Source organism: Streptomyces sp. NPDC032091 (assembly GCF_055580265.1).
In genome coordinates, this window is the sequence record NZ_JBVILR010000021.1 from 105,338 (window position 1) to 124,053 (window position 18,716).

At 74.7% G+C, this 18,716-nt stretch carries 19 protein-coding genes; 9 read left to right on the top strand and 10 right to left on the bottom strand.

Going from position 1 to position 18,716, the window contains the following annotated elements:
• Positions 1-140: 140 nt before the first annotated feature.
• Both ACZ5NJ_RS28980 and ACZ5NJ_RS28985 read right to left on the bottom strand, forming a co-directional pair.
• A complete protein-coding gene (locus tag ACZ5NJ_RS28980) occupies positions 141-953 on the bottom strand; it encodes a class I SAM-dependent methyltransferase (RefSeq protein WP_468768546.1) in 813 nt (270 codons plus the stop codon).
• A gap of 190 nt (positions 954-1,143) precedes the next feature.
• Positions 1,144-1,962 carry a DUF4190 domain-containing protein gene (locus ACZ5NJ_RS28985; protein WP_468768548.1) on the bottom strand — a complete coding sequence of 273 codons (819 nt, stop codon included), beginning with the start codon at positions 1,960-1,962 and terminating at the stop codon, positions 1,144-1,146.
• A gap of 169 nt (positions 1,963-2,131) precedes the next feature.
• On the opposite strand from ACZ5NJ_RS28985, the gene ACZ5NJ_RS28990 reads away from it, so the two are divergent.
• A complete protein-coding gene (locus tag ACZ5NJ_RS28990; RefSeq protein ID WP_468768549.1) occupies positions 2,132-2,800 on the top strand; it encodes a hypothetical protein in 669 nt (222 codons plus the stop codon).
• 10 nt (positions 2,801-2,810) lie between these two features.
• Here the strand turns inward: ACZ5NJ_RS28990 and ACZ5NJ_RS28995 are convergent, their stop codons facing one another.
• From ACZ5NJ_RS28995 to ACZ5NJ_RS29005, 3 genes are all read right to left on the bottom strand, one after another.
• Positions 2,811-3,587: a polysaccharide deacetylase family protein gene (locus tag ACZ5NJ_RS28995; RefSeq protein ID WP_468768551.1), complete on the bottom strand. Its 777-nt coding sequence runs from the start codon at positions 3,585-3,587 to the stop codon at positions 2,811-2,813.
• A gap of 161 nt (positions 3,588-3,748) precedes the next feature.
• Positions 3,749-5,017 carry a sensor histidine kinase gene (locus tag ACZ5NJ_RS29000; protein WP_468768553.1) on the bottom strand — a complete coding sequence of 423 codons (1,269 nt, stop codon included), beginning with the start codon at positions 5,015-5,017 and terminating at the stop codon, positions 3,749-3,751.
• A gap of 5 nt (positions 5,018-5,022) precedes the next feature.
• Positions 5,023-5,688, bottom strand: a complete 666-nt coding sequence (locus ACZ5NJ_RS29005; protein ID WP_468768555.1) for a response regulator transcription factor — start codon at positions 5,686-5,688, stop codon at positions 5,023-5,025.
• A gap of 89 nt (positions 5,689-5,777) precedes the next feature.
• On the opposite strand from ACZ5NJ_RS29005, the gene ACZ5NJ_RS29010 reads away from it, so the two are divergent.
• From ACZ5NJ_RS29010 to ACZ5NJ_RS29025, 4 genes are read left to right on the top strand one after another with little or no spacing between them, the layout of a single operon-like run.
• Positions 5,778-6,305 carry a hypothetical protein gene (locus tag ACZ5NJ_RS29010; protein WP_468768556.1) on the top strand — a complete coding sequence of 176 codons (528 nt, stop codon included), beginning with the start codon at positions 5,778-5,780 and terminating at the stop codon, positions 6,303-6,305.
• Entirely contained in the window at positions 6,290-7,423 is a 1,134-nt protein-coding gene (locus ACZ5NJ_RS29015; RefSeq protein ID WP_468768557.1) for a peptidoglycan-binding protein, read from the top strand. Before ACZ5NJ_RS29010 ends, ACZ5NJ_RS29015 begins: the two co-directional genes overlap by 16 nt.
• Entirely contained in the window at positions 7,420-8,190 is a 771-nt protein-coding gene (locus tag ACZ5NJ_RS29020) for an ABC transporter ATP-binding protein (RefSeq protein ID WP_468768559.1), read from the top strand. Before ACZ5NJ_RS29015 ends, ACZ5NJ_RS29020 begins: the two co-directional genes overlap by 4 nt.
• The gene (locus ACZ5NJ_RS29025; RefSeq protein ID WP_468768561.1) at positions 8,187-9,419 is read left to right on the top strand and encodes an ABC transporter permease; all 1,233 of its coding nucleotides are present in this window, start codon (positions 8,187-8,189) and stop codon (positions 9,417-9,419) included. The genes ACZ5NJ_RS29020 and ACZ5NJ_RS29025 overlap by 4 nt, the downstream gene beginning before the upstream one ends.
• A gap of 85 nt (positions 9,420-9,504) precedes the next feature.
• On the opposite strand, the gene ACZ5NJ_RS29030 is transcribed toward ACZ5NJ_RS29025, so the two are convergent.
• Complete coding sequence (locus tag ACZ5NJ_RS29030; protein ID WP_468768562.1) at positions 9,505-10,545, bottom strand: vWA domain-containing protein; 1,041 nt, start codon at positions 10,543-10,545, stop codon at positions 9,505-9,507.
• A 199-nt stretch (positions 10,546-10,744) separates the two neighbouring features.
• Between ACZ5NJ_RS29030 and ACZ5NJ_RS29035 the strand changes: the two genes are divergently transcribed.
• Positions 10,745-10,999 carry a hypothetical protein gene (locus ACZ5NJ_RS29035; protein WP_468768564.1) on the top strand — a complete coding sequence of 85 codons (255 nt, stop codon included), beginning with the start codon at positions 10,745-10,747 and terminating at the stop codon, positions 10,997-10,999.
• A gap of 184 nt (positions 11,000-11,183) precedes the next feature.
• On the top strand, positions 11,184-12,857 hold the full coding sequence (locus ACZ5NJ_RS29040) for a DUF4153 domain-containing protein (RefSeq protein ID WP_468768566.1): 1,674 nt from the start codon (positions 11,184-11,186) through the stop codon (positions 12,855-12,857).
• A gap of 174 nt (positions 12,858-13,031) precedes the next feature.
• Here the strand turns inward: ACZ5NJ_RS29040 and ACZ5NJ_RS29045 are convergent, their stop codons facing one another.
• Positions 13,032-13,715 carry a maleylpyruvate isomerase family mycothiol-dependent enzyme gene (locus tag ACZ5NJ_RS29045; RefSeq protein WP_468768568.1) on the bottom strand — a complete coding sequence of 228 codons (684 nt, stop codon included), beginning with the start codon at positions 13,713-13,715 and terminating at the stop codon, positions 13,032-13,034.
• A gap of 4 nt (positions 13,716-13,719) precedes the next feature.
• The gene (locus ACZ5NJ_RS29050) at positions 13,720-14,985 is read right to left on the bottom strand and encodes a helix-turn-helix domain-containing protein (RefSeq protein WP_468768569.1); all 1,266 of its coding nucleotides are present in this window, start codon (positions 14,983-14,985) and stop codon (positions 13,720-13,722) included.
• Between the two features lie 269 nt (positions 14,986-15,254).
• On the opposite strand from ACZ5NJ_RS29050, the gene ACZ5NJ_RS29055 reads away from it, so the two are divergent.
• Positions 15,255-15,632 carry a hypothetical protein gene (locus ACZ5NJ_RS29055; RefSeq protein WP_468768571.1) on the top strand — a complete coding sequence of 126 codons (378 nt, stop codon included), beginning with the start codon at positions 15,255-15,257 and terminating at the stop codon, positions 15,630-15,632.
• A gap of 79 nt (positions 15,633-15,711) precedes the next feature.
• On the opposite strand, the gene ACZ5NJ_RS29060 is transcribed toward ACZ5NJ_RS29055, so the two are convergent.
• Positions 15,712-16,602 carry a DUF4436 family protein gene (locus tag ACZ5NJ_RS29060; protein ID WP_468768573.1) on the bottom strand — a complete coding sequence of 297 codons (891 nt, stop codon included), beginning with the start codon at positions 16,600-16,602 and terminating at the stop codon, positions 15,712-15,714.
• Positions 16,603-16,999: 397 nt separating this feature from the next.
• Here ACZ5NJ_RS29060 and ACZ5NJ_RS29065 point away from each other — a divergent pair, with 397 nt between their 5' ends.
• On the top strand, positions 17,000-17,509 hold the full coding sequence (locus tag ACZ5NJ_RS29065) for a hypothetical protein (protein WP_468768575.1): 510 nt from the start codon (positions 17,000-17,002) through the stop codon (positions 17,507-17,509).
• Positions 17,510-17,591: 82 nt separating this feature from the next.
• On the opposite strand, the gene ACZ5NJ_RS29070 is transcribed toward ACZ5NJ_RS29065, so the two are convergent.
• Positions 17,592-18,530 carry a LysR family transcriptional regulator gene (locus ACZ5NJ_RS29070; protein ID WP_468768577.1) on the bottom strand — a complete coding sequence of 313 codons (939 nt, stop codon included), beginning with the start codon at positions 18,528-18,530 and terminating at the stop codon, positions 17,592-17,594.
• Between the last annotated feature and the right edge of the window lie 186 nt (positions 18,531-18,716).

Consider the following 18,716-nt stretch of genomic DNA (forward strand, 5'->3'; position numbering starts at 1 on the left):
GGCAAAGGGGGGGAGGGGAGGGGGGGGGGAGGAAGCCCAACAACACAACCCGTGAACAGCCTCCGGCTGTGGGGGGCACATGCTGCACGCCTCCTCCTTCCCCCCCCCACGTCTCCGCCGCCCGGAGTGGACGGAGGGGGTCAGCCCGGGGCGGCGGCCTGCGGCTTGCGGCCCCACGCCGTGAGCATGCCGGCCGACAGCGCGGCGCACTCCCCGGAGTCCAGGTAACGGACCGCCGCGTCGACGGCGGCCGCGTCCACCAGCCCGGTGCCGAGCATCGCGGCGCGGCTGCGCTCCCAGGTGTCCGCCCAGAAGCGGCTGATGGGACTGCCCGGCTCCAGCGGCGGCACGTACATCTCGGCGGCGACGGACCCGAGCCCCGCCGCGCGCAGCAGCTGCGGGTAGGACGGCACCCCTGACACGTCCGTCCCGATCGTGGCCCGCAGCCCCTGCCACATCGCCCGCATCGCGTCCGTGTACGGGGTGCGGGGCGCGAGGTCGCTCGTCAGGTCGACCGCGTCGCTGAGCACCAGCACACCGCCGGGCTCGACGTGCTCGGCCAGGGCCGCGACGACCCGCTCCCGCTCGGGCAGGTGCATCAGGACGAACCGCGCGTGCACCAGCCGGAATCGGCGGCCGGGGGCGAAGTCCGGACCGGTGACGTCCGCCCGCAGCACCTCCAGCCCGGGCCGCTCGCGGAGGAACCGCACGTCACGGTCGACGGCGAGTACACCCGCCACCCCGGCGTCCTCCAGCAGCCGCCGCGAGACGGTACCCGTGCCGGCCCCCACGTCCAGGCACCGCCACCCCGGACCCACGCCGAGCGCGCGCAGCCGGGCCATGGTGACGTCGTCGTAGGCGAGGGCGCCGAAGTCGATCCGCTCGCCCTCGCCCGCCTCTCCGGGAGGGAAGACGGCCTCGCCGTAGCGGCCTCCCGGCGGCCCGGCGCTCACGGTGCCGCCGCCCGGGCGCGGCGCGGGGACGGGAACGGCGGGGCGTCGGACGGTCTCATGGCCAGATCCTCCACCCCCGGCCGCCCGCAGCCCCGAGGCGCGCCGCGCGAGGACGGCGGCCGTGGTGCCTCCGGGGGGTCGAAGTCGCCGCTGCGACGGCGACCCGCCTCGGCCGAAGTCCCGCGGAGGGTCAGGAGCCGGCGGCGCGGGCGGAGCCGGTGCTCGTGCCGTTGGCGGTGCCCAGGAAGCAGGTGACCGTACGGTCGCCCAGGGCCCAACTGCTGGGCTGCGGGTAGTAGTAGAAGACCTCCAGGCCCTTCGACAGCTGCGCGGCGTCGCCGACGTAGTCGGTCAGTGCCGTTCCTCCGCACTTCTCCTCGGAGGTCTTGACGACCTTGTCCGCGCCGGGGAACACGGTGCCGTCCAGGGTGACGACGGCGTAGGCCTCGCCCTCGTGGGGCTGGCTGCAGGGCACGGTCCGCACCGACAGGCGGGCCTGGGTGCCGTCGCCCTTCTCCGTCTTCGCCAGGTCGTCATCGGTGTTGAAGCAGTCCCCCTTGCGGAGGTCCTCCACCTTGCTGGAACCCGGCGTCGTGACCTGCCCCTGGGTGTCACGGTGCGGCTTGGGGGCCTCGTCGAGCGCCCCCGACAGGCCGAGGACGACGAAGACCGCGTAGAACGCGAGGGTCAGGCCGTGGATGACGATGGCCGCGATGGCCAGGCCCCGGCCCTTCTCGTTGTTCTTGCGGGTCTGGGAGAGGGCGACGATGCCGAGGATCACCGGAACCGTCGGTATCGCGCAGACCAGCGACATCACGAACGCCACGATCGCCAGCGCGTTGGTCTTCTGCGGCTGCGGCGGGTACCAGCCCTGCGGACCGCCGTACGGCGTCGCCGGCCCGGGCGTTCCCGGCTGCCCCGGCTGGCCGTACGCTCCGGGCTGGCCGTAGGGACCCGGCTGCCCGTACGGCTCCTGCGGGTACGGCGGCGGCTGAGGGGGTGTCGACATGCGCGTGAAACTCCTCGCGGGAGGCTGGGACATGACCGCCGACCGGGCGGTGAGGCCCCGGGCCGGGGACTGTTGAGCGGATGATGTTCGAATCGGCCGCGCCCCAGTATGCCCCGGCCCCGGCGGCCGTCCCCGACGAGGGCGGCCGGCCGGCTGGGATGATGCGGGCATGACACCCATCACAGGCCTGGATCTCACCGGCTTCACCGAACAGGAGCCGGGAGTGTGGACCGACGAGCGGGGCCGCGTCCTGTCGGTCCACTTCTTCGGGCTCGCCCCCGACCTGCCGGCGCCGCTGAGCGAGCCCGACAGGCTGCGCCACGGGCTGGCCCGGTCCGTCGCCTCGGCCGGAGGAGCGCTGATCGAGGCCGGGCTGGGCGAGGTGGACACCGTTCCCGCCGTCCGGCAGCTGGTCAAGGTGCCCCGGCCGGGGGGCCGCGGCCAGGTCTTCCTCGCCTCGTGGACGATCCCGCGCGCCGGATGCAGCGCCGTGGTCAAGGTGCAGGCGGCCGAAGGGGCGGTCACCGGGACGCGCGAGGCGGCGGTCATGGCCCGGACGGGCCCCGAGGGGTACTTCGTCCCGCATCCGTACGGCCCCGGCGCCGAGGGAGGCCTGCCCTGCCACGTCGCCGACCGCGAGGAGTGGGACGCGCATTTCCCCGACCATCCGCTGACCCTCGTACGGGCCGCGCTGCACCGGATCACTCCGACCGTGACCCTTCACGACGGCTTCAGGACGCTGCCGCCGTTCGGCGCCCCCGCACCGACCGCACCGACCGCGCCGCCCGCGCCGACCGCCGGGCCGTCGGGAGTGCGCCGGTGGTTCCGACGGGGCTGACGGGCGTGGGTCAGGGGGCCGTCCGCGTGGGGAAGGCGAACGTGTAGGACCGGGACCTGAGCCAGGGGAGGTACTGCTCCAGGGCGGCCACGGTCTGGCTGCGGTCGCCGCCGCCGTCGTGGAACAGGACCGTGGGCCGCTCGGGCAGCTTGTCCTCCACCGCGGAGAGGATGGCGGGCAAACCCGGACGGCTCCAGTCCCTGGGGTCCACGCTCCAGCCCAGCGGGCGCATCCCGTGCGCCGCGGCGATGGCCCGGCTCTCGGGGGTGAAGGCGCCGCCCGGAGCGCGGTAGTAGGTCACCGCGACGCCCGGAACGGCCGCTTCGATCATGGCCTTGCCGTCCAGGACCTGCTGCCGCTGGTAGGCGACCGGCTTGTGGTCCATCGTCTCGTCGTGGTCGGCGGAGTGGTCGCACAGCTGGTGCCCGTCGGCCGCGATCTCCCGCACCAGCTCCGGGTACTTCCGCGCCCGCGTGCCGACGAGGCAGAAGGTGGCCTTGACGTGGTTCTGCCGGAGCACCCGCAGGACCTGCGGGGTCCAGGTCGGGTCGGGACCGTCGTCGACGGTGATCGCGATGTCCCGTCCCGTGCCCTTGGCCAGCCGGGATATGCCCTGCGGGACGGCGGCGGTGTGGACCGGCCGGGAGGAGGACGCCGCCGGGGACCGGCCGGGGGAGGAGGCGTCCGTCGCGGCGCGGGCCGGGCCGCCGGCCGCCGCCAGCAGGCCGAGGACGGTGGCCGCCACCGCGGCGCCCGTCCGCCGACGGCGCGCGGAACTGCTGCTCATGCCCATGGACGTGCTCTTCCTCTGCGGGTGCGTTCGGTCGCCGGATCTCGCGGTGCCGCTCCGGTCCGCATACGGGACACCGGGGCCGGGGCCGCCGAGGCGGTCGCGCCGGGGGAGTCTGCGGTCGCCCTTTCGACGCTAGGGAGCCCGGCCCGCCCCGGTCAAGGAAGGGTGGGAGGGCTCACACCGGGCGAACGGGACGAAAGGGAGGTTTCGCCCCCCGCGTCGGCCGCCCCGAAGCGGACCCGGACGGTCATGCCCCCGTCCGGCGCCGGATTCGCCTCCGCCCGCAGCCGGGCGCCGTGCGCGCGGGCGATCGAGGCGACGAGGGAGAGGCCGAGGCCGGCGCCCTCACCCGCCGTGTGGCGGCGTTCGGCCCGGCGGCGGAACGGCTCCAGCAGCCGGGGCACGTCCTGCGGATCGATCACCGGCCCGGTGTTGGAGACCTTCAGGACCCCGCCCGTCGGGTCCGGCGCCGTCGTCACCTCGATCCGGCCGCCCGGCCGGTTGTGGCGGACGGCATTGGTCAGCAGGTTGCGGACCAGGTGCTCCAGCAGGGCCCGGTCGCCCCGGACCGTCAGCGGTGCGAGACGGGAGACGACCGCCGGCTCCTCGTGGGCCGCCGTCGCCTCCGCCGCGGCCAGCTCCGCCGCCGCCAGCTCCGCGAGGTCCACCGGCCCGGTGCTCTCCAGGCCCTCCTCCGACACCGCGAGCAGCAGCAGCGACTCGATCATGTGCTCGCTGGATTCCGCGACGCCGATGAGCCGCTCCCGGATCCGGGCCACCTTCTCGGGCGACGGGTTCCCGGCCAGCCCGATCTCCGCCGCCGCCCGCTGCACGGCCAGCGGCGTGCGCAGCTCGTGGGCGGCGTTCGCGGCGAACCGCCGCTGCGCGCCCACCAGGCTCTCCATCCGGTCGAGCATCCCGTCGAAGGTGTCCGCCAGCCGCTTGAGCTCGCCGGGCGGGGCCCGGAGGCCGATCCGCTCGTGCAGGTTCGCCCCCGACAGGCGGCGTGCCGTCTCGGTGATCACCCCCACCGGCCGCAGCACCCGGCCCGCCATCCACCACGCCAGCCAGACCGACAGCACGGCGAAGACGGCCAGGGCGACCAGCGAGACCAGCAGGACCTCGTGCAGGGTGGCCTGCTCGACGGCGGTGGAGAGGTTGCGGGTGACCGCGTACCCCTGGATCCGCTCGGTGCCGAAGACCTGGCCGGCCGGGAGCGACTGGGCGGGGACCGGCGTCCTGCCCGCGTCGGCCAGGGCCTTCTCGAAGTCGCCGCGCGGCACGGCCGTGGTGACGGCGCCGCTGATCCGGGCGTACAGGCCGCCCCGCAGCAGGACGTTCACCAGGGCGATCAGGCCGCCCCCGGCGAGGACCAGCAGCGACCCGTACAGCGCGGTGAGACGGGCGCGCTCGGAACGGAGCACCGCTCTCACAACGGATCGGCGATCCGGTAGCCGGCCCCCGGCACGGTCTCGATCAGCGGCGGTTCGCCCAGCTTCGCCCGCAGCTTGCTGAGCGTGACCCGGACGGCGTTCGTCCGGTACGAGGTGTCCTGCTCCCACACCTGCTCGATCAGGTCGTCGTTGCCCAGCACCGCCCCCTCGGCCCGCAGCAGCGCCTCCAGCACCGCGAACTCCTTGCGCGACAGCGCGAGCCGCCGCCCGTCCCGGGTCGCCGTCCGCCGCGCCGTGTCCACGGCGACCCCGCACCGCTCCAGCACCGGCGGCAGCGCCGGATGCGCCCGCCGCCCCAGGGCCAGCACCCGCGCCAGCAGCTCGTCGTAGGAGAACGGCTTGGTGAGGTAGTCGTCGGCGCCCAGCCCCAGCCCCTCCACCCGGTCGCGCACGGTCCCCGAGGCCGTCAGCATCAGCACCCGCGTCAGCAGGCGTTCCCGCACGACCTGCCGGCAGACCTCGTCGCCGTGCAGCCCGGGCAGGTCGCGGTCCAGGACGAGCACGTCGTACTCGCCCAGCCGCAGCCGCCGCAGGGCCTCCGGCCCGTCGCCGGCCTCGTCGACGGCCAGCGCGTCACGCCGCAGCCCCTCCGCGATCATCTCCCGGAGGAATTCCTCGTCCTCCACCACCAGAACTCGCATGTGCCCTCTCTACTCGAAGGCCGCGTTTCCTCGTCGTAAACAGGACCGGTGAAGGAAGCGAAACCGACCTCCCCGGCAGGCTCCGCCCCATGAACCGATCCTCGACCATGAACATGACCGCGGCCGCCGTCGTGACCGGCCTGGCCCTCCTCGTCACCGCGTGCACGGGCACCGGCGCCAGCCCCTCGGGCGGCGGGAAGGACGGCTCCGCGCAGCAGAACGCCGGAGCCTCCGGCAAGGGCAGCGCCGCGTCCGGCTCCGGCGGCCAGGACGCGGACAAGGCCCTGCGGGTACGCAAGTGCCTGCGCGAACACGGCATGGAGGCCCCCGACCCCCAGCCCGGGCAGGACCCGCGCGGGATGACCCTCGGCACCGGCAGCGAGGACCCCGAGGCGGTCAAGAAGGCCTTCGAGGCCTGCGGAATGCAGGCCCCCGGCACCGGCGAGATGCCGCAGGCGGACAAGGACAAGGCCCTGAAGTGGGCGAAGTGCATGCGCGACAACGGCGTCGACGTCCCGGACCCGGACTTCAAGGGCAACGCGATGGGCGCCACCAAGATCCCCGAAGGACAGGAGCAGGCCTTCGAGGAGGCCCAGAAGAAGTGCCGGGCCGCGTGAACCGGCGCGGCAAGTGGCTGCTGGGCTCGCTCGTCGTCGTCGTCGCCGCCACGGGCGGCGGCTACGCCGTGACCGCCCAGCCCCGGGATGACGCGGCGGCGCGGAAGGACCCGCGGGGCGACGGCCTGCCGCAGCGGACCGAACCGGTCCGGCGCGGCGACCTCGGCTCGGGCCTCACCGTCGAGGGCACCCTCGGCTACGCCCGGGAGCGCCGGCTGAACGCGCCCGGCCCCGGCATCCTCACCTGGGCCGCGGACGCCGGCACGGCCGTCGAGCGGGACGGCAGGCTGTACGAGGTGGCCGGCCGGCCGGTCCGCCTGATGTACGGGACCACGCCCATGTACCGGCAGCTGAAGACGGGCGACAAGGGCGAGGACGTCAAGCAGCTCAAGCGCAACCTCGTCGCCCTCGGGTACGGGACCGGGCTCGACCCGGCCGACGCCGCCTTCACGGCCGGCACCGCCACCGCCGTCAAACGCTGGCAGAAGGCCCACAAGGCGCCCGAGACCGGGGAGGTCGGCAAGGAGGACGTCGCCTTCGCCTCCGGCCCGCAGCGGGTCCAGCGGGGGGACGCGCAGGTCGGCGACGAACCCGGCCCGGGCAAGCCCGTGCTCACCCTGACCGGCACCGAGCGGATGGTCCGCTTCCAGCTGGACGCCGCCAAGGCGGGCACGGTGAAGAGCGGCGACCCGGTGACCGTGACCCTGCCCGGCGGCGGAGCGGCCACCGGGAAGATCGACTCGGTGGGCACCACCGCCGACCCGGACGGCGAGGGCAACGGTTCCGGCGGGTCCGGCGGCGGGGGCGGGGGCGGGGGCGGCGGGAACGGCAAGCCGAAGGTCCAGGTCACCGTGACCCTCGACGACGCCGGCGCGGTCGTGGGCCCCGACCGTTCCCCGGTGTCGGTCCGGCTGACCGGCGAGACCCGCAAGGACGTGCTCTCCGTCCCCGTCAACGCCCTGCTCGCCCTCGCCGGCGGCGGCTTCGGCGTCCAGGTCGTCGAGGACGGCCGGGTCAGGGAGGTGCCGGTGGAGCTCGGCATGTTCGGCCAGGGCCGGGTCGAGGTCAAGGGAGACGCCCTCAAGGAGGGCGTGCGGGTGGGGGTGCCGAGCGCATGACCACCCCACCGCACCCCCGCCGCACCCCTCACGCCCGCCCGGTCGTGGAGCTGACCGGCGTCACCAAGGAGTACCCGGGCGGCGTCAAGGCGCTGCGCGGGGTGGACCTGACCGTCCTGGACGGGGAACTCCTCGCCCTCGTCGGCCCGTCCGGCTCGGGGAAGTCCACCCTCCTGCACATCGTCGGCACCCTGGACCGGCCGACCGCCGGCCGGGTCGCGATCGCCGGACACGACGTGGCGGCCCTGTCGGACCGGGCCCTGTCCGCCCTGCGCTCCCGGCACGTCGGCTTCGTCTTCCAGTCCTTCCACCTCGTCCCGGGCATCAGCGCCCGGGCCAACGTCGCCGAGGGGCTGCTCTACTCCGGCCTCTCCCGCGCCGAGCGCGGCCGCCGCGCGGCGGCCGCGCTGGAACGGGTGGGCCTCGGCGACCGGATGGAACACCGGCCGCACGAGCTGTCGGGCGGGCAGAAGCAGCGGGTGGCCATCGCCCGGGCGGTGGCCGGGGAGCCCGACCTGCTGCTCGCGGACGAGCCGACGGGTGCGCTCGACACGGCGTCCGGCCGGTCGGTGATGGAACTGCTGCACGAATTGAACCGGGACGGGGCCACCATCGCCGTGATCACCCACGACCAGGAGATCGCGGCGAACCTGCCCCGGTCCGTCCGGATCCGGGACGGGGAGATCGTCTCCGACGAGCGGCACGGGGACCCGCCGCCCGAGCCGCACGGGGAGCCGCACGCAGAGCCGCACGGGGAGCCGTCGTGAACCGTCAGGCACCGGCACCGGCACCGGCACCGGCCCCGGCCCGGCTCCGGCCGTCCCGTCTCGGCCCCCGCGACGTCCTGCACGTCGGCTCGGCCGGGCTCCGCTCGCGCCCGATGCGGGTGTTCCTCTCCGCCCTCGGGATCGCGATCGGCATCGCGACGATGATCGCGGTGGTCGGCGTGTCCTCTTCCAGCCAGGCCAAGCTGCTGGCGGAGCTGGAGAAGCTGGGCACGAACATGCTGGTCGTCACGCCCGGCCAGTCCATGTTCGCGGGCCAGGACACGAAACTGCCCAAGGAGGCGCCCGGCATGGTCTCCCGGATCGAGGGGGTGCGCTCGGTGGGGACGACGGGGGACATACCCGAGTCGGTCCGCCGCTCGGAGAAGATCCCCAAGGAGGAGACCGGCGGCATCGCCGTGAAGGCGGTCAAGGACGACCTGCCGGGGGTGCTGCGGGCCCGCATGCGCTCCGGTACGTGGCTCAACGACGCCACCTCCCGCTACCCCTCCGTGGTGTTGGGGCACGTCACGGCGGAGCGGCTCGGCATCGGCGGCCCGGGCGGCCAGGTCTTCATCGGCGGCCGGTACTTCACCGTCATCGGCGTCCTGGACCCGGTCCCGCTCGCGCCCGAGATCGAACGCTCGGCGCTGATCGGCTGGCAGGCGGCCGAGGAGCTGCTCGGCTTCGACGGCCATCCCACGGCCGTGTACGAGCGCTCCTCGGACGACCGCGTCGCACAGGTGCGCGCCCTGATCGCGCGGACCGCCAACCCGCAGAGCCCGACCACGGTGTCGGTGACCGACCCCTCCGCCGCCCTGCAGGCAAAGGCCGCCACCGAGGGCGCGTTCAGCACGCTCCTCCTCGGGCTGGGCGGGATCGCCCTCCTCGTCGGCGGGGTGGGAGTCGCCAACACGATGATCATCTCGGTGCTGGAGCGCCGCCACGAGATCGGCCTGCGTCGCTCGCTGGGAGCGACCAGGGGCCAGGTCCGCATCCAGTTCGTGACGGAATCCCTGCTGCTGTCCGGGCTCGGCGGGCTGGCGGGCATCGCCCTGGGTGCCGCGGCCACCGGGGTGTACGCCCGCACCGGCGACCTCCCCTGGGTGGTCCCCCTGTGGGCGGTCACCGGCGGCTTCGCGGCCACCCTGGCCATCGGCACCCTGGCCGGCCTCTACCCGGCGGTCCGGGCGGCCCGGCTCTCGCCGACCCTGGCCCTCCAGGCGGCGTAGCGGGCAGGGCCGTCACGGCCCACGCCCCGCCGGTCCGGCCGGCGGGGCGCGGCCGGGCCGGGGCCGGGCCCGGGCCCGGGCGGCCTCAGCCCATCAGCAGCAGCCGGGTGTTCGGCACCAGTTTCCGGTTCACGCTGGTGCTCTGCACGAAAATCGTGAATTCGTCGTTGTGGTCCGGCTTGACGCGCACTTCCGCGTCCGGCAGACCGAGCAGGGCGCGCGCCTCGGGCCCCGTGTACACGCGGTCCGTCTTCTTCTCCAGAACCGCGATCCGCTTTCGCGCCTGGACCTTCTCCGACTTGCTCAACTGGTAATAGGCGGCGCCGGTGCGATAAGTGTGCCCGCATTCGACGATCCATTCCCGGATCGCCGCATCGCGGGCCACCGGGATCAGCTCGTACTCCGTCCGGTCCACGGGGGTGAGGCCCGCGGCCTTGATGGTCGCCTCGTTGACCGCGTCGGCGCCGGCGGAGAACACCGCCCGCGACCCCCGGATGCCCTTCGTGCGGCCCACCATGAACTTCTCGGTGGCCTCCTGGATGACCTGTCCGGCCTCCTCCAGGCCCTGCGTGCTGGTGGCGTCCCAGATGGCGATGTTGTCCTTCGGGAAACCGCACCGCATGGCCTCCCGCCTGCCCATCTGGTCGGGCACCAGCACGGCCAGGGTCCAGTTGTCCTGCTGCGTCCGGATCATCGTCGCCAGCGCCTCGACCAGGGCCTTCGGGTCCCGGGACGGGGCGTCCGGGCAGCGGTGGCTGGCGTTCTCCTGGCCGTCCGTCAGCACGAACGTCAGGAAGCTGTGGTCCCCGTACAGCTGGGCCGTCTGCGCCAGCTCCCGCTGCGACTTCAGCGTGGCCGCCAGCAGGGCCGTCATTCCGCCGGCCCGGTACATCTGCTTCAGGGACGGCATGCGCAGCACGTCCTTGTCGTAGATGACGCATTCCACCGAGTTGGCGAAGACGTACACCGTGACGCGGGTTTCCTGGTCGAGTTCCTGCGAACGGCGGGCCAGATAGGCGATCTGCTGGTCGGCGACCTCGACGACCTTGCCGCTGAGGTGCGACATGGACGAACTGGCGTCCAGTACAAGGGCGACGTGATTGATGTAGTTCTGGTTTCCGGACATGTCCGCTCCCCCTTTTTCCGAACCGATGAACAGATCCTCGCACCCGCCACTGACAATCGGCCCCGCGCGACCGGAGGGAGGCGAAACGATACGTCTGTGGCATCGGAGTGAACGGCCGTTCCCCCGCCGGGCGCTGGGCGGTTGGACCGGCCGACGCGCATACCGACCGCGCGTCGTTTCAGCGATCCTTAGGGGAGTCATGCGCATTCGTTCCGCAGTCACCGCTTCCGTCCTGGCCGCCGGCATCCTCCTGGGCGGGGCCGGTGCCGCCCTGGCCAACGAAGGGGTCGACATCGACTACTTCTCCGGCGGTCACAAGGCCTACTCGTCGAACTGCTCCTCGTTCGCCGCGGTGCCGCACAACCTCCCGTCGTTCGCCGGCCCGGTCTACAGCTCCAACTGCACCAAGGAGGGCGACAAGGAGTGGCTCAAGGGCAGCCACCTGGGCGCCTGATCCCGGGACGGCCCCGTGCCACGGGGGCGGGCCGACCCTGTCGTCGGTCCGCCCCCGCGGTGTTTCCCGAGCCCCCTCCGCCCGGTCGCGGTTTGTCACGGTCCTGCCACAAGGCCCAGTTGAATGTGTTCAAAACCTTGTGGCGCAGGCCTAACCTGTCCCCTCCGCAACAGGGGAGGGACCGATGTCCGAGAAGGCCACCGACAACGCCGAGCAGGCGGAACACGCCCAGCAGGCGGACCCGGGAGGGCCCGCCCGGGCTCCGTTCGCGCCACCCGCGCCCGGGCTGCCGGGCCACGACCCGGCCGACTGGCAGGCGTACCAGCACCACCTGAGGCGCCGCCAGGCCCAGGAAGCGGCCGCCGCGCGGGCGGCCGCCACCGACCGGCGCCGGATCCGGCCCGCCGCGGCCGCTCCGATCCGCACCGCCACCCTGGTGGCCGCGCTCGCCGCCGGGCTCACCGCCGCCGTCGTCCTCGGGGACGGCGTGGGCCCCGGGCTGCCGCTCGCCGCGCTTCCCGCCATGGTGGCCGCGTACGTCTCGGCCCGTGCGGCCGGCCGCAGGGCCCGCCCCTGGAGCCTGGTGTGGGCCGCGGGCTGCGTGGCGCTGCTCGTGGTGCCGGCGCTGCGCGACTCCGCCTGGCCGTCCACCCTGGCGGTCCTCGCCGCCGTCCTCCTGGCCGCCCTGGCCCTGCACGGCACGCGCCGCTGGCCCGGGGTGCTGCTCAGCCCGCTCGGCTTCGTCGACAGTGCCGTCAGCGGTGTCGGCTGGGCCTGGGCCGGCGTCCGGGCGCGCGGCGGCGGAGTGGGCCGGGACCGCTGGCTGCCCCTGGTCAAGGGCATCGTGGTGGCGGCGGCCCTGCTCCTGCTGTTCGGGTCGCTGTTCGCCTCCGCCGACGCGGCCTTCGCCGACCTGTTGGGCGGTCTGGTCCCCGACGTCCCCGTGGGGGAGGGGCCGTTGCGGATCCTGCTCTTCCTCTCCGGCACGGTCATGGCGCTCGCGGCCGCCCGCAGCGCGGCGGCCCCGCACCGCTGGGACAGGATCAGGTCGGGGCCGGGCACGGCCCGTTCGCGACTGGAGTGGAGCCTGCCGCTGATCCTGCTGAACCTGCTCTTCGCCGGCTTCAACGCGGTACAGCTGGCCGTGCTCTTCGGCGGCTACGACAAGGTGCTGGAGAGCACGGGGCTCACGCACGCCGAGTACGCGCGCCAGGGCTTCTGGCAGCTGCTGTGGGCCACCGTCTTCGTCCTCGCGGTCATCGCCCTCGCCCTGCGCTGGGCCCCCCGCGACACGGCGGGCGACCGGCGCCTGGTCCGGGCGGTGCTGGGCACGCTGTGCCTGCTGACCCTGGTCGTCGTCGCCTCCGCGGTGCGCCGCATGGACCTCTACGTCCACGCGTACGGGCTGACCAGGCTGCGGCTGTCCGTGGTCACGATGGAACTGTGGCTGGGACTGGTGATCGTGCTGCTGATGGCGGCCGGCGTGGCCGGCGGACGCTGGCTGGCCCGCGCGGTGGTCGCCGCCGCGGCCGCGACCGTCCTCGCCTTCGGACTGGCCTCACCCGACGGGATCGTCGCCGAGAGCAGCGTCCGCCGCCACCAGCAGCACGGCGGCATCGACCTGGCCTACCTGCGCGGCCTGTCGGCGGACGCCGCCCCCGCCCTGGACCGGCTGCCCGAACCCCTGCGCTCCTGCGCCCTGATGGGGATCCGCGACGATCTCGGCCGCGGCGGCGCGCCCTGGTACGCGACCAGCCTCGGCGAGCACCGCGCCCGGGGGATCCTGCGCGAGCGTCCGGTGACGGTGGACCGCGCCACGTGCGTCCGCCTCGGCGCCTACGGCAGCCGCCACGAGTAGGCCACCCCGCGCGCGCGGCGGTCCCCGAGGAAGGAGACCACGGTCAGGAGCCCCGCGGCGCCGGCCGTCAGCCGGGCCCGGCCGCGTACCGCCGCCGCCAGGGCGAGCGAACTCGGCGCCGAGAAACAGCGCCGGCGCCAGGAGGGGGGCGGGTCGGTACGGAGGCCGTCGCGCTCACCGTCCGGTGAAGCGGCCGGCCGGTTCGCCGCGCAGGCGTCCGGGCGGCACCCGCCGGCCGAAGGCGACGAGGACCAGGTCCTGGGCGGCTCCGTACAGGGGCGTCCCGGTTCCGTAGGACCAGTCCACGTCCTCGGCGCACAGCCGCACCCCGCGCAGGTCGACGCCGAAGAACCTCAGCCCGCCGGGCCGCACGTCCTCCAGCAGGACGCGCAGCCGCTCCTCGGGGACGCGCCGGCCGATCCCGAGGGCGGCGGTGATGTCCAGCCCGTGGACCACGTCGTGTCCGAGCGCGGCGCGGAACCCGCCGACCGGCGGCTTCCACGGATGGCCGGCGTTGTCCCGCAGGAACGCGCAGAGCTCGCCCGCCGTATGGGCGGCGGCGTCCCTGCGGGCGAGGCGGTCGGTCATGCGGTGCAGGCTCCCCCGGGCCCTGACCAGCTCGCCGAGGGTGGCGGGGAGCGACAGCCGGAACCCCTGCGACATGTGGGCGACGACCTCGCGGACCCGCCAGCCCGCGCACAGGCTGGGCGCGTCCCACGCGTCGGCCCGCAGGCCCTCGAAGAGATCGGCCAGCTCCCGCCGCTCGGCCGCGATGGCGGCCCTGACGCCGGTACCGATGCCGGTGCCGTCCGCCGCGAAGTCGCCCTGGCCGCCCGTGTGTTCCGTTGTCCGGTGCATGGGATCAAGCCTGCCGGGCGGGCGGCCGCACATCCAATAGACGTTCCTGCTGCCGCCCAGCAGCCCCGGTTATGGGGTGCGGGGAGGGTTGTCTGTCCCGCCCCGGCGGGACGTCTTCCCGGGTGGGCCGGCCGCCCGGCTCCGACGACGCGCGGGTCAGCGCGGTCCTCTTCGGCACGGGCCCGGCCGAGCTGTCCCTCGCCCGGCTGCGGAGGCCCGCCGACGGGGCCGTCCCGCCGGTCTCGCCGTGGGCCTGCGGCGCGGTTCCGACGGCCGCGCTGATGCCGCGGAACTCGTCGACGGCGATGTGGTACTTGCTCGCGTGCGGGAACGTGGCGCGCAGCGAGTCGGCCGTGCCGAGCGGGTGAGCCCCGAAGGCGGCCAGGACCAGGGTCCGGTGCCGGGCGGCGTCGGTCTCGTCGCCCACGACGCGGAACGTGTCCCCCTGCGTGTCGGTGACCGCGACCGGGCCGGGGCAGGAACTCGTCAGCATGATGGCGACCAGCAGCGCGTCCCCCTCGGTCACCGGGTTCAGTACGGGCAGCACCACGTCGGTGCCGGCGAGGACCTCCTGTCCGGAGGTGGCCCGGCCCGCCAGGGAGGGCGGCTCCTTCGCCTTCGCCGTACGGGCCGTTCCCGCCGCCGGCGCCCGCGGTGAGGGGTGCGGGTCCGCGGTGGGGGACGGGCAGGGCCGTTCCTCCACGGGGAACCCGGCCTTGGCGCCGGCGGGGGCGCCCCCGGCCAGTGCCAGCACCGCGCCGGCCCCGAGGCAGGCCCCGAGCGCCAGGATCGCCACGTGCGCGGCGAGCCGCTGCCGCACCGGCCGCCACCCCGCCCCCGCCACGCGACCCGACTCTCCGGCACCGGCCCCCGCCCCGGGCGCCGTCCCGGCCCCCGCCCCGGGCGCCGTCCCGGCCCCCGCCCCGGGCGCCGTCCCGGGCCCTCCCGGCTGTTCCGGGGGCTGTTCCGGGGGCCGTTCCGGGTGGGCGCCCGCCGGGGCCAGGCGGAGGCGGGTCCAGGTCGCCTTCCAGCCCGGCAGCTCCGCCTCCGTCACCCCCAGCGCCCCGAGCAGCCCGGCGACCCGGTCCCAGGGCGGGAGGGCCGGCCGGTCCGTGCGCAGCGCGTGCGCGATCGTGGACCGGGGCAGCCCCGTACGCCGCTGCAACTCCCGCAGGGACAGGCCCTCCACCATCTTGAGCGCCCGTAACTCCCCGATGAACTCCGCGACCGACTCCGGCCGTCGCGGAACCCGCTCTTCCTGCACCGTCATGCCTTCCCCCGTCCCGTCCCCCTGGACCGGCCCGTCCCGAGGTGTCCCGCGCGGCCGGCCCCGCCGGATCCTACGAGGGCCCGGCCCGGCCCCGCAGCGGTGCGACCGGCCAACTCCGGCCCCCTCCGCGGACCGTCCCGTCCGAGGCCGTCCGAACTTGTCCCAGGACGTCGAAGGGCCTTGTCGGACACCGGCGCGGCTGCCGATGGTTGGCCCCGTCGCCGGACCCGCGGAAGGGCCCGGCAGCCGACTTCCGACAGGAGACATCCATGAAGCTCGCTCTCGGGCGCCGCGGCGCCATGGCCGCGACGGTCGCGGCCCTCACGGCCGGTGCGCTGGCCACGGGGATCACCACCGCCTCCGCCACCAGCGGGTGGACCCGCCTGAGCACCTCGCACGGCGTGGGCGTGTACTCCGACCACACCTCGTCGTCAGGGAAGGTCGCCGCGGACCTCGCCCCCGGGGACTACGTCGACATCGTGTGCTGGCAGCGCGGCGAGAACATCTCCAACCAGGGCAACGTCTGGTATTACATCGACAACGAGTACCACACCGGGGGCGGCTGGTACGGGAACGCCTCGGGCTGGGTGTACGCGCCCTACGTGGACAACTCGAACTCCTGGCGCACCGGCCTGAACCTCTGCTGAGCCGGCCCCACCGGGACCGGTGGGACGCCGTCCGCCGCCCCCGGCAGCAGCGGGGCGGCGGACGGGCCGGGCACCCCGTCTACCCGGGGCGTCCGGTGTCGTCCGGGCGGAGGGCGGAGCGGACGCCGGTGACGACCACGGCGATCAGGCAGAGCGCGATGACGGTCTCGGCCCACAGGAAGGCGAACCAGTCCACCACGCAGCCGATCGGCGGCGTGCCGGGAGCGGTGTTGCGGAAGGCCGAGAGGGCGAACAGGGTGGCGGCCATCCAGGCCAGGGCCGGCCAGACCAGCCCCTCGCCCCGCGTCATCAGGTACCAGGTCCCGAGGATCACGGACGCGGCCAGCGCCCACATCACCACCATCATGAACCCCGCGAAGACGAGCAGGCTGCCGGACCGGGCCACCGACAGCCCGAAGACGGCCTCCTGGCGGGAGGAGAGGGGGTCGGCGGTGACCGAGAAGAGCGGGTCGTTGTTGGAGAACAGCATCCGCACCGGCACCTGTCGGCCGCCCAGCACGGCCCGGAACTCCACGTCGGTCTCGTAGGTGTCGAACGGGTAGTCGGCGATCGACCCGCCGCTGAGGGCGACCTGCACGTCCCTGGTCGTGAGCCGTTCGTGCGCCGTGAACGCCAGGTCGCCGAGGGTCGCCGCGGAGGTCTGGAGGCTCAGGTCGGCCACCGGGGCGCTCGCGTCCTCCTCGCCGAGGCCGCCGCGCGGGACGACGCGGACCCGGAGCACCAGTTCCCGGGCGGAGGCGTCGACCCGCTGGACGGTGGCCACCACGTCCACCCGGTCGGCGGCGGTGGACCCGACGGTGTGGACGGTGTCGCCCGCCTGCCGCTCCGCGTACTGCAGCCACGACCCGACGCCCACCGCGGCCACGATCAGGACCGCGAGGGGGATCAGGACGGGCAGGAGCGACGTCCTGGAGCGGCGCGGCCGAGGCGCGTCCCGGGGTGGGGTCATGGTGACTCCGGCGGAGAGGAACGGAACAGGTGCGTGCCGCCAGCGAAACCTTTCCCCCGCGTCGCCGCCACCCGGGCCACCCGCGTGGCGGCGACGCGGCCCGTCCCATCGCGCCACCCGCTCCGGGCCGGCCCGCCGCGCGGGAGGAAACCCGACCCCGCCAGGCGCAATGATGCATGGACCACACATCTGATCGGATACTCCCGTGCCCGCTGGGACGGGGGAGCACCCGAGGTATCCGTACAAGAGCCGCGATCCGGCTGATTCCGCTCTTCAGCCCCCCGCCCCGCTTGGGAAGGATGAGTTCCGCGACTCCCGGGCCACCGCCACGAGCGGTCGGCTTCCCGGCTGCCGAAACAAGAGGGGAACACGCATGTCACCGCGCAGGATCCTGGCGATGATGACCGCTACCGCGGCACTGATCGCGGGGCCGGTACTGACCGCCCAGGCCTCGACCTCACCCCAGAGCACCTTCACCCAGCAGACCCGCGCCGCAGGACTGACCGCCGCCCAGGCGGCCGAGCTCCGGCAGCGGGTCGACGCCGTCCTCGCGGCCGACCCGCAGGCCCGCCTGATCTCCGCGAACAAGCTCTCCATCGCCGGCGGCGACCTGGTCCTCAGGGCCCCCGGCCAGAGCGAGACGCGGGACCTGGCCGCCCCCGGCCGGGCGCTGGACTGCGCCAACGGGCACCTGTGCATCAGGGACGGCCTCGGCAACAACTACGACTACTACTACTGCGGCTACTACGACTTCGGCGGCGTCGGCGACGGCACGTTCAACAACAACCAGAGCTCGGGCACCCGGGCCCGCTTCTACAACCAGAACGGCAGCGAGCGCTGGTCCAACGTGGCCAAGGACAGCGGGACGGCCTCCTGGACCCCGGTCTACCACATCCGCCCCTGCTGACCTCCTCCCCGGGCCGCCCGGCCGCGCCCCCGCGGGGGCGCCGGCCCGGGCGGCCTCCGCGTGGGCCCGGCGCGCGTCCGCGTCAGCGCGGGATCACCCAGTCCGGCGTCCAGGTCCCGTCCGGGTCCGCTCCGCCCGCCGACACCGTGGCGAGATGGGCGCGCAGGGCCGCCAGCCCCGGGTGCGGGTTGTCGCGGCGCCAGAGCAGCGCGTGCGGGTAGACCGGTGTCGGACCGGTCACCGGGATCCGGCGCAGGCCGTGGCCGGCCGGCCAGACGAGCCGGGTTCCCCCGCCCATGAAGGTGGCCAGGGCCGGGGTGTCGGCGATGGTGTCGAGGAGCGCGTCGGAGCCGAAGTTGGGCCCCGTCGCCTCCAGGGTGAGCCCGAACCGGGCGACCAGGTCGTCGTAGTAGGCGGTCCACTCGGTGCCGGGCACGACGCCGGGCATCCAGATCCGGTGCCCGGCCAGTCCGGCGAGGGTGACCGACCGGGCGCCCGCCAGGGCGTGGGCGGGACCGGTCAGGAGCTGGAGCGGCTCGTCGAGCACCCGTACGGCCTCCACGTCCTCGGGGAGCGGACGGCCGGGCGCGGTGACGGCGCGGAAGGTGGCGTCGATCGCGCCGGAGCGGAGGGCGGCCATGGCCGCGTCGATCTCGACCAGCATCACCACGTCGAGCTCGACCTCGGGGTGCGCCCGGTGGAACCCGCGCATCAGGCCCGTCGCCGCGCCGCGCGAGTTGATCACGTCGACGCGCAGCGGACGGCGGTCCGCCCGGACGGCCGTGACCGCCCGCTCGACGGTGCGCAGCAGTTCGCGGGCGTGGGGCAGGAAGGCCTGCCCGTCGATGGTCAGTTCGGCGCCCCGCGGGGTGCGGGTGAACAGCCGCACCCCGAGGGCCCGCTCCAGCGCGGCGACGCGCTTGGAGACGGCCTGCTGGGTGACCGCCAGTTCGGCGGCCGCGTCCTGGAACCGCCCCGCGTCGGCGGCGACGACGAAGGTCCGCACGGTGTCGAGGTCCATACCGCCACCCTTGGGGCACAACCAGGAGTTGTGGTGAGGTGCCCTTCGGTTGTTTGATCCCGGTCCGCGTCTCCCGCTTTGATGCTGTCGCACGCCGATCGGTTGTGCGGACGGGAACGGGGCGGGTGCGGTGACGGACACGGCGGGCGGGCGGCGGCGCGGGTGGGGGCGGTGGCAGTGGCCGGA

What these genes read in the sequence shown, in the direction of transcription:
- ACZ5NJ_RS28985 (WP_468768548.1), bottom strand. Translation starts at nt 1,962, where the DNA reads ATGTCGACACCCCCTCAGCCGCCGCCGTACCCGCAGGAGCCGTACGGG.
- ACZ5NJ_RS28990 (WP_468768549.1), top strand. Translation starts at nt 2,132, where the DNA reads ATGACACCCATCACAGGCCTGGATCTCACCGGCTTCACCGAACAGGAG.
- ACZ5NJ_RS28995 (WP_468768551.1), bottom strand. Translation starts at nt 3,587, where the DNA reads ATGAGCAGCAGTTCCGCGCGCCGTCGGCGGACGGGCGCCGCGGTGGCG.
- ACZ5NJ_RS29005 (WP_468768555.1), bottom strand. Translation starts at nt 5,688, where the DNA reads ATGCGAGTTCTGGTGGTGGAGGACGAGGAATTCCTCCGGGAGATGATC.
- ACZ5NJ_RS29010 (WP_468768556.1), top strand. Translation starts at nt 5,778, where the DNA reads ATGAACCGATCCTCGACCATGAACATGACCGCGGCCGCCGTCGTGACC.
- ACZ5NJ_RS29020 (WP_468768559.1), top strand. Translation starts at nt 7,420, where the DNA reads ATGACCACCCCACCGCACCCCCGCCGCACCCCTCACGCCCGCCCGGTC.
- ACZ5NJ_RS29030 (WP_468768562.1), bottom strand. Translation starts at nt 10,545, where the DNA reads ATGTCCGGAAACCAGAACTACATCAATCACGTCGCCCTTGTACTGGAC.
- ACZ5NJ_RS29035 (WP_468768564.1), top strand. Translation starts at nt 10,745, where the DNA reads ATGCGCATTCGTTCCGCAGTCACCGCTTCCGTCCTGGCCGCCGGCATC.
- ACZ5NJ_RS29040 (WP_468768566.1), top strand. Translation starts at nt 11,184, where the DNA reads ATGTCCGAGAAGGCCACCGACAACGCCGAGCAGGCGGAACACGCCCAG.
- ACZ5NJ_RS29045 (WP_468768568.1), bottom strand. Translation starts at nt 13,715, where the DNA reads ATGCACCGGACAACGGAACACACGGGCGGCCAGGGCGACTTCGCGGCG.
- ACZ5NJ_RS29050 (WP_468768569.1), bottom strand. Translation starts at nt 14,985, where the DNA reads ATGACGGTGCAGGAAGAGCGGGTTCCGCGACGGCCGGAGTCGGTCGCG.
- ACZ5NJ_RS29055 (WP_468768571.1), top strand. Translation starts at nt 15,255, where the DNA reads ATGAAGCTCGCTCTCGGGCGCCGCGGCGCCATGGCCGCGACGGTCGCG.
- ACZ5NJ_RS29060 (WP_468768573.1), bottom strand. Translation starts at nt 16,602, where the DNA reads ATGACCCCACCCCGGGACGCGCCTCGGCCGCGCCGCTCCAGGACGTCG.
- ACZ5NJ_RS29065 (WP_468768575.1), top strand. Translation starts at nt 17,000, where the DNA reads ATGATGACCGCTACCGCGGCACTGATCGCGGGGCCGGTACTGACCGCC.
- ACZ5NJ_RS29070 (WP_468768577.1), bottom strand. Translation starts at nt 18,530, where the DNA reads ATGGACCTCGACACCGTGCGGACCTTCGTCGTCGCCGCCGACGCGGGG.